This is a genomic window from Mycobacterium hubeiense (assembly GCF_002838065.1).
Classification (GTDB): Bacteria; Actinomycetota; Actinomycetes; order Mycobacteriales; family Mycobacteriaceae; genus Mycobacterium; species Mycobacterium hubeiense.
This window is the reverse complement of sequence record NZ_PIZU01000009.1, coordinates 113,505-129,684: the sequence shown is the minus strand read 5'-3', so window position 1 is coordinate 129,684 and position 16,180 is coordinate 113,505. Positions and strand designations below refer to the sequence as shown.

General features: G+C 64.3%; 12 protein-coding genes and 1 tRNA gene. 9 read left to right on the top strand and 4 right to left on the bottom strand.

Annotated features, from left to right (window positions below):
- Positions 1-30: 30 nt before the first annotated feature.
- The gene (locus CWS39_RS09820; protein WP_102142724.1) at positions 31-333 is read right to left on the bottom strand and encodes a hypothetical protein; all 303 of its coding nucleotides are present in this window, start codon (positions 331-333) and stop codon (positions 31-33) included.
- A gap of 123 nt (positions 334-456) precedes the next feature.
- On the opposite strand from CWS39_RS09820, the gene CWS39_RS09815 reads away from it, so the two are divergent.
- Genes CWS39_RS09815 through CWS39_RS09805 form a run of 3 tightly spaced genes read left to right on the top strand, consistent with a single transcriptional unit; the run spans position 457 to position 2,806 of the window.
- Positions 457-1,491, top strand: a complete 1,035-nt coding sequence (locus CWS39_RS09815) for an NHL repeat-containing protein (protein ID WP_431306105.1) — start codon at positions 457-459, stop codon at positions 1,489-1,491.
- Positions 1,488-1,739 (top strand): DUF5703 family protein, encoded by a 252-nt coding sequence (locus CWS39_RS09810; protein ID WP_102142722.1) that lies wholly within the window; start codon positions 1,488-1,490, stop codon positions 1,737-1,739. Before CWS39_RS09815 ends, CWS39_RS09810 begins: the two co-directional genes overlap by 4 nt.
- 2 nt (positions 1,740-1,741) lie before the next feature.
- Positions 1,742-2,806, top strand: a complete 1,065-nt coding sequence (locus CWS39_RS09805; RefSeq protein ID WP_102142721.1) for a quinone-dependent dihydroorotate dehydrogenase — start codon at positions 1,742-1,744, stop codon at positions 2,804-2,806.
- On the opposite strand, the gene CWS39_RS09800 is transcribed toward CWS39_RS09805, so the two are convergent.
- Positions 2,803-3,336, bottom strand: a complete 534-nt coding sequence (locus CWS39_RS09800; RefSeq protein ID WP_102142720.1) for a YbhB/YbcL family Raf kinase inhibitor-like protein — start codon at positions 3,334-3,336, stop codon at positions 2,803-2,805. The two genes, CWS39_RS09805 and CWS39_RS09800, sit on opposite strands and share 4 nt — an antisense overlap.
- Positions 3,337-3,354: 18 nt before the next feature.
- Positions 3,355-4,737, bottom strand: a complete 1,383-nt coding sequence (locus CWS39_RS09795; protein WP_431306104.1) for a M20/M25/M40 family metallo-hydrolase — start codon at positions 4,735-4,737, stop codon at positions 3,355-3,357.
- Between the two features lie 32 nt (positions 4,738-4,769).
- Between CWS39_RS09795 and CWS39_RS09790 the strand changes: the two genes are divergently transcribed.
- The 6 genes from CWS39_RS09790 to CWS39_RS09765 all read left to right on the top strand — a co-directional run bounded on the left by CWS39_RS09790 (position 4,770) and on the right by CWS39_RS09765 (position 12,278).
- Positions 4,770-4,855 (top strand) — tRNA-Leu (locus CWS39_RS09790).
- A gap of 156 nt (positions 4,856-5,011) precedes the next feature.
- Entirely contained in the window at positions 5,012-5,677 is a 666-nt protein-coding gene (locus CWS39_RS09785) for a DUF433 domain-containing protein (RefSeq protein WP_102142718.1), read from the top strand.
- The gene (locus CWS39_RS09780) at positions 5,655-6,056 is read left to right on the top strand and encodes a PIN-like domain-containing protein (RefSeq protein WP_102142717.1); all 402 of its coding nucleotides are present in this window, start codon (positions 5,655-5,657) and stop codon (positions 6,054-6,056) included. Before CWS39_RS09785 ends, CWS39_RS09780 begins: the two co-directional genes overlap by 23 nt.
- Before the next feature lie 234 nt (positions 6,057-6,290).
- The gene (locus CWS39_RS09775; RefSeq protein WP_102142716.1) at positions 6,291-7,748 is read left to right on the top strand and encodes a type I restriction-modification system subunit M; all 1,458 of its coding nucleotides are present in this window, start codon (positions 6,291-6,293) and stop codon (positions 7,746-7,748) included.
- Positions 7,745-8,854, top strand: a complete 1,110-nt coding sequence (locus tag CWS39_RS09770) for a restriction endonuclease subunit S (protein WP_102142715.1) — start codon at positions 7,745-7,747, stop codon at positions 8,852-8,854. The genes CWS39_RS09775 and CWS39_RS09770 overlap by 4 nt, the downstream gene beginning before the upstream one ends.
- A 10-nt stretch (positions 8,855-8,864) precedes the next feature.
- The gene (locus CWS39_RS09765) at positions 8,865-12,278 is read left to right on the top strand and encodes a DEAD/DEAH box helicase family protein (RefSeq protein ID WP_102142714.1); all 3,414 of its coding nucleotides are present in this window, start codon (positions 8,865-8,867) and stop codon (positions 12,276-12,278) included.
- Positions 12,279-12,386: 108 nt separating this feature from the next.
- Here the strand turns inward: CWS39_RS09765 and CWS39_RS09760 are convergent, their stop codons facing one another.
- A complete protein-coding gene (locus tag CWS39_RS09760; RefSeq protein ID WP_102142713.1) occupies positions 12,387-16,169 on the bottom strand; it encodes a bifunctional nitrate reductase/sulfite reductase flavoprotein subunit alpha in 3,783 nt (1,260 codons plus the stop codon).
- Positions 16,170-16,180: the final 11 nt, after the last annotated feature.

Below are 16,180 nucleotides of genomic sequence, written 5' to 3'. Positions count from 1 at the left end.
CGCCGACGACCGTACCGTGGGCTCAGAGGCTCAGCGTGACACCGGCTGCGCGCCGGCCACCGCGTCGCGCACCGCCGCCGACAGGCTGCGCTCGTCGGTCAGATCGATGTCGGTCAATTTCCGGGTGGCGAGCGCCACGACATCTTCGGCGTGCGGGACAGGACCAGACAGCCGCGGTCGGTATACCTCGACGACCAACTGCTGGCGTTCGATATGGAAGGAAAAACTCCGGCCATCCCCGACTTGGCCAAACCCACTGGCGTGAACACCAGTGGAGATGTCCTCGATAGCAAACTCTTGCCTACCCAGATCCCGGTCTGAGGCGAGGGTCATGCTGGCACCATACCTCCGGTATTGCCGCGGTGTGGACGGGACATGGACAATTCGTGCCGCCCGTCTTGCCTACACTGTCGGATCAACCGTTCGCATCGCTTCGACACAACCGAGAGCTACCCCTTGCCGAGACATCTAAACCGCCCGGTCCAGGTAGTTCGCACCGGTGTCGTAGTGCTGGCAATGTTCGCCGTGGCCGGTTGTTCGTCTGACCCGGTGGACGCGCCGCCTCCGACCATCGCGCCGGCCCAGGCGGCGGTCTCGCCGCCGGCCACCACCACACCCGCAGGGACCGTCCGGCCGCTGGACGCCGCGGTGCAATCCGCACTGTTCGACACGGCAACCGGCGCGCTGGTGGCGCTCAGCCCTAGCGACGGCGCCTCGGTAGTGACTCTGTTACCCGCAGCGGGCCCGCCTCGTCCGGTGCTACTGCCGGCCACCGCCACCGCAATGACCGGTGACGGCGCCGGGCAGGTATACCTGGCCGGCCGCGGCGGCTACTTCCGGTTGTCCGTCGCTGACGGCGCCGTGACGCGGGTCGACGTCGAGGGACAGCAGGCGACGGATTTCACCGCGATCGCCCGTCGCGCCGACGGCAAGCTCGTGCTCGGCAGTGCCGACGGCGCCGTCTACACGCTGAACTCCGAACGCACCGTGGGTGCCCAGCTGAAGCTGTTCGCCCGAGTGGATGCCCTTGTCACCCAAGGCAATACCACCGTCGTGCTGGACCGTGGCCAGACATCGGTGACCGCTCTTGATGCTAGCGGCGCCGGCGCCGAACAAGCGCTGCGCGCCGGCGATGGAGCCACCACGATGGCGGCCGATGCGGCGGGGCGGGTGCTCGTCGCCGATACCCGCGGCAATGGGCTGTTGGTGTTCGGCACCGACCCGCTGATCCTGCGGCAGCGCTATCCGGTGCACGACGCCCCGTACGGGCTGGCGGGATCCTCAGAGCTGGCCTGGGTGTCGCAGACCGCCAGCAACACCGTGATTGGTTACGATCTGGCCACTGGCATACCCGTCGAGAAGGTGCGATATCGGACCGTGCAGCAACCCAACTCCCTGGCCTTCGACGAATCATCTGGCACGCTGTATGTGGTGTCGGGTTCGGGAGCGGGCGTGCAGGTGATTCCCAATGCGGCGGTCCAGCCGCGATGACGGCGTTGCACCGCGGGCGGATGCCGAAGGGTTGGGAGCAGGATCTCTCCGACGAATACGAGTGGATACCGCTGCGGCTGCCGCCCGACGTGACCCGCATCAGCGCCTCCACCCGGCTCTCCATCGAGGCAGAGTATCGCGGCTGGGAGCTCACCCGGGTGCGGGCGTACACCGACGGCAGCCGTCGGGTGTTGTTGCGGCGCAAGAAAACCCCCGCAGACCGGTTCGCGGATCAGCCCGGGTTGTAGCGATGTACCGCGCGCTGCGGCGGGTGCTGTTTCTCATCGCCCCCGAACGCATTCACACCTGGGTGTTCGCGCTGCTGCGCATGGTCACCGCGCCCGCGTTGCTGCGCCGCTTGCTGGCGCGCTGGCTGGCGCCGCACGATCCGGTGTTGACCACCACGGTGTTCGGGGTGCGGTTTCCCGGACCGCTGGGCCTGGCGGCGGGCTTCGACAAGGACGGCCGCGGTCTCAAGACCTGGGGCGCGCTGGGCTTCGGGTACGCCGAGATCGGCACCGTCACCGCGGCGGCCCAGCCCGGCAACCCGCCGCCGCGCATGTTCCGGCTGCCCGACGATCGCGGCCTGCTCAACCGGATGGGATTCAACAATCGTGGCGCCGGCGAGCTCGCGATGCGGCTGGCCCGCTACAAACCCGACGTACCCGTCGGGGTGAACATCGGCAAGACGAAGACCACCCCGCCGGAGCACGCTGTCGACGATTACGTCGAAAGTGCCCGGCTGGTGGGCCCGCTCGCGGATTTCCTGGTGGTCAACGTCAGCTCGCCGAACACGCCCGGCTTGCGCGACCTGCAGGCCGTCGCCTCGCTGCGGCCGATCCTCGCGGCGGTCAAGGCGGCCACCACCACACCGGTGCTGGTGAAGATCGCACCCGACCTCTCCGACCCGGATGTCGACGAGATCGCCGACCTCGCAGTCGAATTGGGCTTGGCCGGCATCGTCGCCACCAACACCACGGTGTCGCGCTCCGGGCTGGCCACGGCCGGCGTCGACGAGCTCGGGCCGGGCGGGATCTCCGGACCGCCGGTGGCGCAACGGTCCGTCGAGGTGCTGCGGCGGCTGTACCGCCGCGTCGGTGACCGGCTGGTGCTGATCAGTGTGGGCGGCATTGAAACCGCCGACGACGCGTGGGAGCGCATCATCTCCGGCGCCTCACTGCTGCAGGGCTACACCGGTTTCGTCTACGGCGGCGGCTTGTGGGCCAAACACATTCACGACGGCCTGGCCCGCCGCCTGCACGACGGCGGGTTCGCCTCGGTGGCCGACGCGGTCGGTTCGGCCGTCCGCGGTTAGGTCTTCTGCTCGTAGGTGCCGTGGATGAGGGCCCGGGCGATCGCGTGCTGGAACAGATTGAAGCCCAGGTAGGCCGGTGTGGCGTCGCCCGGGATCTCCAGCTTTTCCACGTCGACGGCGTGCACGGCGATGAAGTAGCGGTGCGGGCCATGACCGGGCGGCGGCGCGGCCCCGATGTAGCGCTTCAGGCCCGCGTCGTTGGCCAAAGTCAGTGCATCGCCGGGTAATTCGCTGCCGTCACCGATACCGGCCGGCAGTTCCGTGACCGTCGCGGGAAGGTTGGCGACGGCCCAGTGCCAGAAGCCGGATGCCGTCGGCGCGTCGGGGTCATACACCGTGACCGCGAAGCTGCGGGTCTGCTCGGGGAAGCCGGTCCAACTCAGCTGAGGCGAGATATCCGAACCGCCCGCGCCCATGATCCCGCTGACCTGGTCCTTGGACAGTGGTTGCCCGTCGGTCACCGACTCCGAGGTGAGGGTGAATGTCGGCAGCTTGGGCAGGAACTCGTAGGGGTTGTAGGGAAATGCCATGGTTTCCTTTCGAATCGGTCAGCAGTGGGTGAGAAAGTGCTCCAGAACCTGGGTGCCGAACTCGAGCGCGTCGACGGGAACACGCTCGTCGACGCCGTGGAACAGCGCCGCGAAGTCCAGCTCGGGTGGCAGCCGCAGCGGGATGAACCCGAAGCAGCGAATCCCCAAGCGTGCGAACGCCTTGGCGTCCGTGCCGCCCGACAACATATACGGCACGGTGCGGGCATCGGGGTCCACCGCCAATAGCGACGCATTCATCTGAGCGACGAGGTCGCCGTCGAACGTCGTCTCGTACGACGGGAGGTCACGCTCCCAGGTGCGGGTGACATCGGGTCCGATCAGCTCGTCGACCTCACGCTCGAACGCTTCCTTGCGGCCGGGCAGCACCCGGCAGTCCACCACCGCCTGCGCGGTCGCCGGGATGACGTTGGCCTTATAGCCGGCCTTGAACATGGTCGGGTTGGCGGTGTCACGCAGGGTGGCCGACACGATGCGTGCGATCGGACCCAGTTTGGCGATCGCCCCTTCCAGATCCGGGGAGTCCACATCGAAGGTGTACCCGGTTTCCTCGCCGACCGCGGTGAGGAACTGTTGCACCGTTTCGGACAGCACCAGCGGGAACTGGTGGCGGCCCAACCGCGCGACCGCCTCGGCGACCGCCGTCACCGCGTTGTCGTCGTGCACCATCGAGCCGTGGCCGGCGCGACCCCGCGCCGACAGCCGCATCCAGGACAGCCCCTTCTCAGCGGTTTCGATCAGGTACAGCCGACGCTCGCCACCGTCGCGGCGCGGCACCGTCAGTGAGAATCCGCCGACCTCCCCGATCGCCTCGGTGACGCCGTCGAACAGGTCGGGCCGGTTGTCGACGAGCCACTGGGCGCCGTAGGTGCCGCCGTGCTCCTCATCGGAGACGAACGCGAAAACCAGATCCCGCGGCGGGACGATGCCGGCGCGTTTGAAGTGCCGGGCGACGGCGATCATCATCCCGACCATGTCCTTCATGTCGACCGCGCCGCGGCCCCACACGTAGCCGTCCTTGACCGCGCCGGAGAACGGATGCACGCTCCAGTCCGCGGGCTCGGCGGGCACTACGTCGAGGTGCCCGTGGATCATCAGCGCACCGCGCGTAGGGTCGGCGCCGGGCAGCCGGGCGAACACGTTGCCCCGGCCGGGCCCGCCGGCCTCGATGTACTCGGTTTCGTAGCCCACCTGCTCCAGCTGGTCGGCCACCCAGCGGGCGCACTCTTCCTCGCCTTTGGTGGTCTCGGGGTCACCGGTGTTGGACGTGTCGAACCGGATCAGCGCGCTGACGAGATCGACCACCTCGCCGGCGGCGTGCGGGGGTGCACTCACGCCACCATTCGTACCATTGAGGTGGCTGTCGGGTTTGGGTCCGGGCATCCTGATCCGATAGCCTTAGCTGCCCAGAACAGGTCCGAGTGGCGGAATGGCAGACGCGCTAGCTTGAGGTGCTAGTGCCCTATTAACGGGCGTGGGGGTTCAAGTCCCCCCTCGGACACACCACTGACACACATCGGCCGCGCTTTCTCAGTTATGTCATCAGATGCACCTCACGGCTTCACGCTAATTACGTTCCCGCATCGTTGTGGGTGGCCTGAGGCATACTTTCGGCCGGGAGATGCAGACTTACGTATAGCGGAAGGGCGGTGGCGCGATGACAGTCGACATCTTCAAAGACCCGCTGTTCACGCCGCGCGAAGTGTCCCTATTTCTGAAGATTCCGCGATCGACGGTCTACGACTGGCTTCGAGTTGGGTCGCGCGGCGGAGTCCCACTCGTGCACCACGTGCCCGTCGATCATCGCGGAGGCGCATCCGTACCATTCGCCGCGCTCGTCGAAGCATTCGTGCTGCGCGCGCTACGAAATGAACTGAACTTCACCAAGCGGCAGATCGCCGACACGGTGACCGACGTCCGTGACGTGTTCGGCACCGACTTCGCGCTAGCGAGTAAACGCATCGCCACCGACGGCATCGACATCTTCATCGAGCACAACGACGGCGTGTACGCCCGCGTCGGTGACCACCAACAGCTCATTCGCGATGTTGTCGGCAATTACCTGCGATACATCACCTGGGATGACGAGAGTGAGTACGCGGCACGGCTGAGGCTCCCGAGTTTCGGGGAGGCCGCAAACGTGATCGTCGACCCGCGCTTCGCGTGGGGTGACCCGGTACTAGAACGGAACAAAGTTCCTATCCGCGCGGTGCTGGATCTGTGGGCGGCCGGCGAGCCGATGTCCGTCGTCGCCGACGAGTACGGGCTAAGCACTGCGGAGGTGGAAGAAATCTGCCGCGTTGGACTCAAACAAGCCGCCTGAGTTCTTCCTCGACAGGAGCCTCGGCAAGCACGTTGCCGCCGGGCTGATCGAACGAGGGTGGTTGATTCATCGAATCGTCGACTTCTTCCCGGACGATGCTCAGAAGACTGACGACGAGGTGTGGATGCGCTTCGGGCTGCAACGTGGATGGTTCCCGTTGCACAAGGACGGCCGCATCCGCGGGAAGGAGGCCGAACGGCGGCCGCTGGTGGAATTCGACGCGCCGATGTTCTATCTGGACAACCAGCAGTTGCAGATCGCCGAGATGGTTAGGCGGTTTCATGCTGCTCAAGCGCAGATTTACCGCAGGGCCCGGATCAGCGGCGCCGCGTGCTACGCCGTATCGACCGACGGCATCCGGCGCACTTGGCCACCATAGGGCAGCACTTTCGCAGTCGAGCCTGTGGAGTCTCGCCAGGCCGCGGTAGTGGTCGATAGATGACGCCGGCGCTCGCTGAAGTGTCCGAGGCGATGGAGTGTGTTGACGGGTCGGCACTCAACGCCCGCGAGTATCACACCCGCATGGGGGTTGATGCCGCGTTTCGGCTCCCTGTGTCGGTGTCGTCGTATATACAGTTCGGTTCAGTTCAGCACGAGTAGTTAGGGGCACGCCGTGATCACCGGCGAGTTGAAGAGCAAAATCGACCGGGTTTGGGACGCGTTCTGGTCGGGCGGCATCTCCAATCCACTGGAGGTCATCGAGCAGATCACCTACTTGCTGTTCATTCGTCGCCTCGACGATCTGGAGACCCTGGCTGAGCGCAAAGCGCGACATGGCGGTCCGTCACCGGACCTTCGATTCGGAACCGATCAGCAGGACCTGCGGTGGTCACGCTTCAAGAACGAGGAGCCGGCGGTGATGTTCGCGACCGTCGGAGAGAAGGTGTTTCCGTTCTTGCGGACGCTCGGCGGCGATGGATCGACGTACGGCGAACACATGAAAGATGCTCGCTTCACCATCCCAACCCCACAGCTGCTGTCTAGGGTCGTTGACCTGCTTGACGAGATCCCGATGGCCGACCGCGACACCAACGGCGATCTCTACGAGTACATGTTGTCCAAGATCGCCACCGCGGGTCAGAACGGACAGTTCCGAACGCCGCGGCACATCATCAAGCTGATGGTCGACATGACGGCGCCGCAGCCGTCCGACGAGATATGCGACCCCGCTTGCGGCACCGCAGGATTCCTCGTGGCTGCGTCGGAGTACGTGCGTGAGCGGCACCCGTCGGTACTGACCGATGCTGCTCAGCGAAAGCACTTCCACGCCAGCATGTTTCACGGATACGACTTCGATTCGACCATGCTGCGCATCGCGAGCATGAATATGTTGATGCACGGTATCGAGGCACCAGACATTCGTTACCGGGACTCGCTATCGGAGGGCGCCAGCGAAGACACCGAGAAGTACACCCTGATCCTGGCCAATCCCCCGTTCGCAGGGTCGCTTGACTACGAGTCGACGTCCAAGGATCTGCAGCGAGTCGTCAAGACCAAGAAGACCGAACTGCTGTTTGTTGCACTGTTTCTTAAGCTGCTGAAACCAGGCGGCCGCGCGGCCGTGATCGTGCCGGAGGGCGTCCTATTCGGATCGTCAAAGGCGCACAAGGACCTTCGGCGCATTCTGGTAGAGGATCAGAAGCTGGAAGGTCTGGTGAAGTTGCCGTCGGGTGTATTCCGACCGTATGCGGGTGTTTCGACGGCGATCCTACTCTTCACAAAGACCAATTCCGGCGGCACCGACAGCGTGTGGTTTTACGACGTTACGGCTGACGGGTTCTCGCTCGACGACAAGCGAAATCCCGTTGAGTCCAATGACTTACCTGATGCGCTGGCGCGTTGGAAGGACCGCGATGGCGCGGAGCGGGGTCGAGAGCGCACCGAGCAGTCGTTCTGCGTGCCCAAAGACGACATCGTCGCGCAGGGCTATGACCTGTCGCTGAACCGCTATAGAGAGATCGCCCACGACGAAGTGGAGCACCGGCCCCCGCTGGAGATCATCATAGAGATCGAGAAGTTGGAGGGCGAGATTGCTGCCGGGCTGGCGGAATTGAAGGCGATGCTGTCGTGAAGACCGTGCCTCTGGCGGAGATCGCTGAAGTGAAACTGGGACGTCAGCGGTCGCCTAAGAACCACAACGGTCCCTCGATGCACAATTACCTTCGTGCGGCAAATGTCGGATGGAATGGTCTCATCCTCGATGATGTAAAGAGGATGAACTTCACCGAAGCCGAGATGAAAGTGTTTCGTCTTGAGCCAGGGGACATTCTCCTAAACGAGGCTTCCGGCTCCCCGCGTGAAGTTGGCAAGCCCGCGCTGTGGGCAGGCGAGATCGCAGATTGCGCGTTCCAGAACACACTCCTGAGGGTCCGTCCAACTCCAAGAGTGGACTCGAAGTATCTGCTGCACTTCCTTCTGCATCAGGCGTCAAGCGGCGCGTTCGCCCGAGGATCGCGAGGGGTAGGGATACATCACCTTGGTCGCGACGCGTTGTCGAAGTGGAAGGTTCCACTACCTAACCTCGATGAGCAGCGCCGCATTGCCGCGATCCTTGACAGAGCAGACGGACTGCGCCTGAAGCAGACAACTGTGGTGACCTGCATCCTTGCGTTAACGCGAGCCGTCTATCTGCAGATGTTTGGCCCGAGAGGGTCCGATCGAAAGTCGGGACATCTCACTACGATTGGCGAGTCACTTAAGCTGAAAAGCGGGCAGTTCTTGCCTGCCACTAAGCAGGTACCCGGTCCGATCGCTGTATACGGCGGAAATGGCATCAACGGCTACCATGCGGAAGCCATGTTCGAGACGCCCAAGGTCGTGGTAGGTAGAGTCGGTGCGTACTGCGGGGCAGTCCATCTTACTGATGGCCCATCATGGGTAACGGATAATGCACTTTGGGTGAGCGAAATGCCTGCCGGCATGATGCCCGAATACCTTTCACAAGCGCTGCGTATGGCGGCCCTCAACGCCTACGCCAGTCAATCCGGTCAACCCCTGATATCTGCGGGTCGCATCGCCGATGTCGAGCTGTTTGTGCCGTCCGAAAGCTCACAGCAGGCATTCACCAGCCGTGTCCAGCGCATACAACGTCTCAGTGTTGTGGCCGGTGAGAAGTTGTCCGAACTCCGCGAACTCTTCGCCTCACTCCAATCGCGCGCCTTTTCAGGTCAACTGTGAGGTAGTCGGCATGTCCAACTTCGCCTTCCTCCAGTCTGTCGACTGGCCGGAGATGCATGCCGACTGCGCGCGTGCAGAGAGCTATGCCACCAACGATCCACGCTCTGCTTGCTTTTACAGTCGACGCACCGTCGAAATCCTCGTCGACTACCTGTATGACGTTCTGGCCCTGCCGATTCCGTACAAGGACGACTTGGCTGCGAAGATCAACGACACAAAGTTCAAGTCCATAGTCGGCGTCGGCATCGTCACCAAGCTGAATCTCATCCGCAAGCTCGGCAACACGGCTGTCCACGACGCACGGCCCATACCCCCGCAGGCCGCGCTCCATGCACTTCGCGAACTTCACCACGTGATGCTGTGGGCCGCCTTCCACCATTCGACCAATCCCCAAGCCGTTCCGATGAAGTCGGCCTTCGACCCTAGACTTGCCGCGAAGGCCGCTCCCCTCACTCGCCAGGAAGTCGTCCGGCTAGCTGCCAAATTCGCCGCCCAGGACGAAGCCCACGCCAAAGCCCTCGCCGAGAAGGACGAACTCGCCAATGCGCAGGCCGCCGAGATCGCCGCCCTGCGCGAAGCCGTCAAACAGGCCCAAGCAGCCAACAAGCAACCCGACGACCGCGACTACGACGAGGCCGCGACGCGTGACACATTCATCGACGTCCTGCTCGCTGAAGCTGGCTGGCCACTGACTGAAACCAGAGACCGCGAGTACCCCGTCACCGGCATGCCCACCGCCGACGGCACAGGTTTCGTCGACTACGTGTTGTGGGGCGAGGACGGCCTTCCCCTCGCCATCGTCGAAGCCAAACGCACCTCCAAGAGCCCGCAGGTAGGCCAACAACAAGCCAAGCTCTACGCCGACTGCCTGGAGCAGATGACTGGTCGTCGCCCAGTCATCTTCTACACCAACGGTTATGAGCACTGGATCTGGGACGACGCCGGCGGCTATCCCCCGCGCGACGTCCAAGGCTTCTATACCCGCGACGAGCTGGAGCTGATGATCCAGCGCCGCCAGACCCGCCAACCGCTCACCGAGGCACCGATCGACTCGAACATCGTCGAGCGCCACTATCAGCACCGCGCTATCCGCGCCATCGATGACGCATTTACCGGCAAGCAGCGCGAAGCGTTGCTTGTGATGGCAACCGGTGCCGGGAAAACCCGCACGATCATCGCCCTCGTCAAACAGCTGATGGAGGCCAACTGGGTCAAGCGCGTGCTGTTCCTCGCCGACCGCACCGCTCTGGTCACCCAGGCCACCAACGCCTTTAAGACCCACCTGCCAGACGCCACCACCGTGAACCTCGTGACCGAGAAGATCACCGACGGCCGAGTGTACGTCAGCACCTATCCCACGATGATGAACCTCATCAACGACACTGATTCGGGCATAAGGAAATTCGGCCCCGGCTACTTTGATCTCGTCGTCATCGACGAAGCACATCGGTCGGTATACCAGAAGTATCGCGCCATCTTCGAATGGTTCGACTCCCTGCTCGTCGGACTCACCGCCACTCCGAAGGACGAAGTCGACCACAACACCTATCGGCTCTTCCACCTCGAAGACGGCGTACCCACCGACGCCTACGGCCTCGACGACGCCGTGCAAGAGGGCTTTCTCGTGCCCGCGGTTGGCATTTCCGTCGGCACCAAGTTCCTGCGCCAAGGCATCCGATACGTCGATCTATCGGAGGAGGAGAAGGACGAATGGGATGCCCTCGATTGGGGTGAGGGCGATCCTCCCGACGAGGTGACCTCCGAGGAAATCAACAAGTTCCTATTCAACGAAGACACTGTCGACAAGGTCCTCGCCGAACTGATGAGCAAAGGCCATCGAGTCGCCGCCGGCGATCGGCTCGGCAAGACCATCATCTTTGCGAAGAACAAAGATCACGCCGAGTTCATTGCCCGCCGCTTCGACATCCAATATCCCCACTACGCCGGACATTTCGCACGCGTCATTACCCACGGCATGAGCTACGCGCAGTCACTGATCGACGACTTCTCCGTCGCCGAGAAGCCACCACACATCGCGATCTCGGTCGACATGCTGGACACCGGCATCGACGTCCCCGAGGTCGTCAACCTTGTGTTCTTCAAACTAGTCCGCTCCAAGACCAAGTTCTGGCAGATGATCGGCCGCGGCACCCGACTGCGGCCCGACCTGTTCGGCCCCGGCCAAGACAAACAGAACTTCTACGTCTTCGACTTCTGCGGCAACCTCGAATTCTTCAGCCAGGACCTGCCGAGTTCAGAAGGCTCGCTTCAAAAGTCCCTGAACCAACGGCTTTTCGAAACCCGCCTTGGTCTCATCACCGCCCTCGATCATGCACAACCGCCCAAGGAACCCGATCCACCCGAGGGGCATGGCACCGAGACCGAACGCGGCCTGCGCGTCGACATTGCATGGTCCTTGCACCGCACCGTCGTCGGCATGAATCTCGACAACTTCCTCGTCCGACCCCACCGAAGGCTCATCGAGGAATACGCGCAATGGCCGGCGTGGTCGTCGCTTACTCCGGAAGCTGCCGGCGACGTGGCCGAACACCTCGCCGGACTGCCGTCGGCGCACAAGGACGACGACGAAGACGCCAAACGATTCGACATGCTCATCCTGCGGCGCCAACTGGCCCAGTTGGAGGGCGACGCCATCGCAGCCGAGCGGCTGCGTGAACAGATCCAGAACATCGCTTCGGGCTTGCTCAATCAAACCGCGATCCCCTCCGTTGCGGCGCAACAGGTTCTCCTCGAAGAACTCGCCGCCGACGAATGGTGGGTCGACGTCACCCTGCCCATGTTGGAGTCGGCCCGCCGAAAGGTCCGCGGCCTGTTGCGATTTCTGGAGAAGGCGAAGAAGGTCGTTGTCTATACCGACTTCGCCGATGAGCTCAGCGAAGCCACACTCGTCGACCTACCCGGCATCACCCCTGGTACCAATTGGGAACGCTTCAAAGCCAAGGCTGCCGCGTATCTCAAACAGCACCAAGACGACATCGCACTACAGCGCCTCCGCCGCAACAAGCCCCTCACACCGGACGACCTCGCGGCTTTGGAACGCATGCTCATCGAGAGCGGTACAGGCGAGCAAGCCGATATCGAACTCGCCAAGGAACAATCACACGGGCTGGGTCTATTCGTACGGTCGCTTGTCGGACTGGACCGCGAAGCTGCGGTCGAAGCGTTCGGCAGTTACCTGGACGGCAGCCGCTTTACCGCGGACCAGATACGGTTCATCGAACTGATCGTCACCGAACTGACCGCCAACGGCGTCGTCGAACCAGTTCGCCTCTACGAATCTCCCTACACCGACCATGCCCCGACCGGACCCGACGATGTGTTTCCCGAGGCCGACGTCGACAACATCGTCACGATTCTCAACACCGTCAAGGCCAATGCAGCGCCCGAGGGCGGAGCGGCGTGAAAATGTGCCTCCGCGATTGTGTCCGCAGGCTACGCAGTGGGAAGGCGCTCGGTTAGCGCTTGCTAAGCGGACATTGCATCGCTGCAGTCGCAGCCAATAATTCCAGCGTTAGTACACGTCGCGGACATAGCGCTTCTCCGCCACCAGTTCCCGCTTGTAGTCGTGCGCCGCTTCATCGGAGCGTCCGCCGTGGCGACGGATGATCGTCGTGAGCGCGGCGTCAACGTCCTTGGCCATCCGGTCGGCGTCACCACACACATAGAAATGCGCGCCGTCCTCGAGCCAGCGCCACACCTCGGCGCCGTGCTCGAGCATCTTGTGCTGCACGTACACGCGGTCTGCCTGGTCGCGGGAGAATGCCAGGTCCAGCCTGGTGAGAAAGCCGTCGCGCACCATGTCGTCGAGATCGTCGCGGTAGTAGAAGTGCTCGGCACGATGCCGGTCGCCGAAGAACAGCCAGTTGCGCCCGGTGTGGCCCAACGCCCTGCGTTCCTGCAGGAACCCGCGGAACGGGGCGATCCCGGTGCCGGGGCCCACCATGATCATCGGCGTGGCCGCGTCCTGCGGCGGGCGGAAATGCGGCGAGCGCTGCAGAAACACCGGCACCCGCGCGGCGCCCGCCCGGTCGGCCAGGTATGTGGAGCAAACCCCGCCGCGAGCGCCGTTGTCGTAGCGCACCACCGACACCGTCAGCTGCACCTCGCGCGGGCTCACCAGAGGGCTCGACGAGATCGAGTACTGCCGCGGGGTCAACCGCACCAGCACCTGCTGCCACTGCTCGACGTCGGCGTGCACCGCGAACTGCGAGACGATGTCCAGCCCGTCGCGGCCCGCCAGCCACGTGTCGAGCTTGTCCTTGGGCGTCCGCAACGGCCCCGCATCGCGGCTGTTCTCCGCGACGAACTGCAGCAGGTTCGGGGTGACGCGGCGAATGTCGTAACGCGACAGCAGCGCGTCGCGCAGCGTCTGTTCGACGCCGTCGACCGCAACGATCTGCTCGCCGCGCAGTCCGGTCGCGGCCAGCCACGCCGCCACCAGCGCGGGATCGTTGGTGGCGTACACCCCGAGCGAATCGCCGGCCGAATAGGTGACGTCGAACTCGGAGATGTCAAAGCCGAACTGGCGCACCTCTTTTGACGAGCTCGGCGCGCTCAGTAGGGTGTTGCGGGTCAGCGGCGCCAGGATCGGTTGGGCCCGCGTGAAGGGTTCCGCCACGGTCCGGGTGAGCGTGGCCGCACCGCCGCCGCGGGCCGAGGGGCGCGCTTCCGACGTGTTCAGCAGCCTGCTGACTTCGTCGGCCCATCGATGCAGCGGCTCGTCGTCGTAGGCCTCGCACTCGGCGCGCTCGAGCATCTTGGTGGCGCCCAGAGCAGCCAACCGCCGGTCCAGCGCCTTGGCGTGGCCGCAGAAGTTGTCGTAGGCGCGGTCACCGATTCCGAGCACCGCGTACCGCACACCGTGCAGCGCCGGCGCGTCGGGCGAGTCGAGACGGTGCCAGAAGTCGGCGCCGTTGTCCGGCGGCCCGCCATCGCCGAACGTGCTGGTGACCACCAGCACCTCGCGGGCCGCGGCGAGATCGGTCAACCGGACGCCGTTCATGTTGACCAGTTGCGAGCCGCCCAGCCGCGCGGCCACCGCCGCCGCGAAGTCCTCGGCCGTGCCGGTCTGCGAGGCCCACAACACCAACGGTCCACTGCCGCTTGGTGTCTGCACCGCCGGCTCATCCACTGTGGGCCTGTCGACCGACTTGACCGGGCGCAGGCTCACCGCGCACACCTTGAGTTCGGGTTGCAGTGACTCGGCGTCGACGGCGTCGTTGGTCAGCGCATTGACGGTGAGATATTCGCCCTGTTCGTCGTTCCAGTGAAACGGCACAAAGCAATTGCCGGGCGGTACCCGATCGGTGGCCACCGCGGGCACGACTGCGCGGCCACGACGCGAGCTCAGTTCGACGGGCTGGCCGTCGGTGATGCCTCGCGCGACGGCGTCGGCCGGGTGGATCTCGACGAACGGACCGTTGTCGAGCTTGGTCAGTTTGTCCACCTTGCCGGTTTTGGTCATGGTGTGCCACTGGTGCTGCAGCCGACCGGTGTTGAGCACCAACGGGAAATCGTCGTCCGGTAGCTCCTGCGGATCCACGTGGGGGCGAGCGTGAAACACAGCACGGCCCGACGGCGTCGGGAAGGTTAAGCGACCCTTGTTGACATAGCGGATGGGGTGGCGGTCCGACTCGTCCTCGGGCGGACATGGCCACTGCACCGGACCCTCGCGCAGCCGCTCGTAGGTGGCACCGCGCAGGTCATATCCGGTGGTCGGGTTGGCGAAACCACGGATCTCGTCGAAGACGTCCTCGGTCGAATCATATTGAAAATCTGCGCCGTAACCCATGTAGGCGGCGACCTGGCAGATCAGCTGCCAGTCCGGACGCGCCTGGCCCAGCGCTGGGACGGCCTGCTGCAACAGCGTCACGTTGCGCTCCGAATTGACCATGACGCCTTCGGATTCCGCCCACAGCGCGGCGGGCAGCACGATGTCGGCGTAATGGTTGGTCGCGGTGGCCCGGTAGGCGTCCTGGGTGATGACAAGCTCGGCCGCCTCCAGACCGGTAATCACCGACTTGCGATTGGGCACTGTCGCAACGGGATTGGTGCAGATGATCCAGCATGCCTTGATGTCACCGCAAGCGAGCTTCTCGAACATCTCGATGGTGCCGGGCCCGACGTCGGAGCGGATGCTGCCCGCCGGCAATCCCCACCGTTGCTCCACGAACGCGCGGTCTTCGGCGGAGGTGACCGACCGTTGGCCGGGCAAACCCGGTCCCATATAACCCATCTCGCGGCCACCCATCGCGTTGGGCTGGCCGGTCAGCGACATCGGGCCGCTGCCCGGGCGGCAGATCGCGCCCGTCGCCAAATGCAGATTGCAGATGGCGTTGGTGTTCCACGTGCCGTGGGTGCTCTGGTTGAGCCCCATGGTCCAGCAGCTCATCCACTCCCCCGCATCGGCGATCATCCTTGCGGCGGTGCGGATGTCGGCTTCGGGTATGCCGGTGACGGCCGCAACCCGTGCCGGTTGATGGTCGGCCAGAAACGCCGGCATGGTTTCCCAGCCCTCGGTGTGCGCGGCGATGAAATCGGCGTCGATATCGCCGTTTTCGACCAGCAGGTGCAGTAAGCCGTTCAATAACGCCAGGTCGGTGCCGGGCTTGATCTGCAAGAACAGGTCGGCCTTCTCGGCGGTGGTGGTGCGCCGCGGGTCGACGACGATGAGTTTGGCGCCCGCCTTCAGCCGGTCCGCCATACGCAGATACAGCATCGGGTGACAGTCGGCCATGTTCGAGCCGATCACGAAAAACAGGTCGGCGCAGTCGAAGTCGGCATATGATCCGGGCGGCCCGTCGGCGCCGAGGGACTGCTTGTATCCAGTTCCGGCGCTGGCCATGCACAGCCGCGAGTTCGACTCGATGTGCACGGTCCGGATGAACCCCTTGGCCAGTTTGTTCGCCAGGTACTGCGCCTCCAGCGTCATCTGGCCGGATACGTAGAGGGCGACAGCGTCCGGGCCGTGCTCGTCGATGATCCCGCGCAGCCGCCGACCGGCCTCGGCGACCGCATCGTCGACCGGTACGGGCACGAGCTCCTCGTCGCGAGCCGAGCGCACGAGCGCGGATTTCAGCCTGTCGTCGTCGGCGCGCATCATCTCGGCCTGTGTCGCACCCTTGGTGCACAGCCGCCCGAAGTTCGCGGGATGCAACGTGTCTCCGGTCACCCTGGCGATTACCGGTAGGCCCGTGCCGGGGTCGGCGGTGGTGCGGATCTGCACGCCACAGCCCACGCCGCAGTACGAGCACGCCGAACGTGTCAACGTGCCCTTGTCGCCGGGCACCACCATGGCGCCAGAGT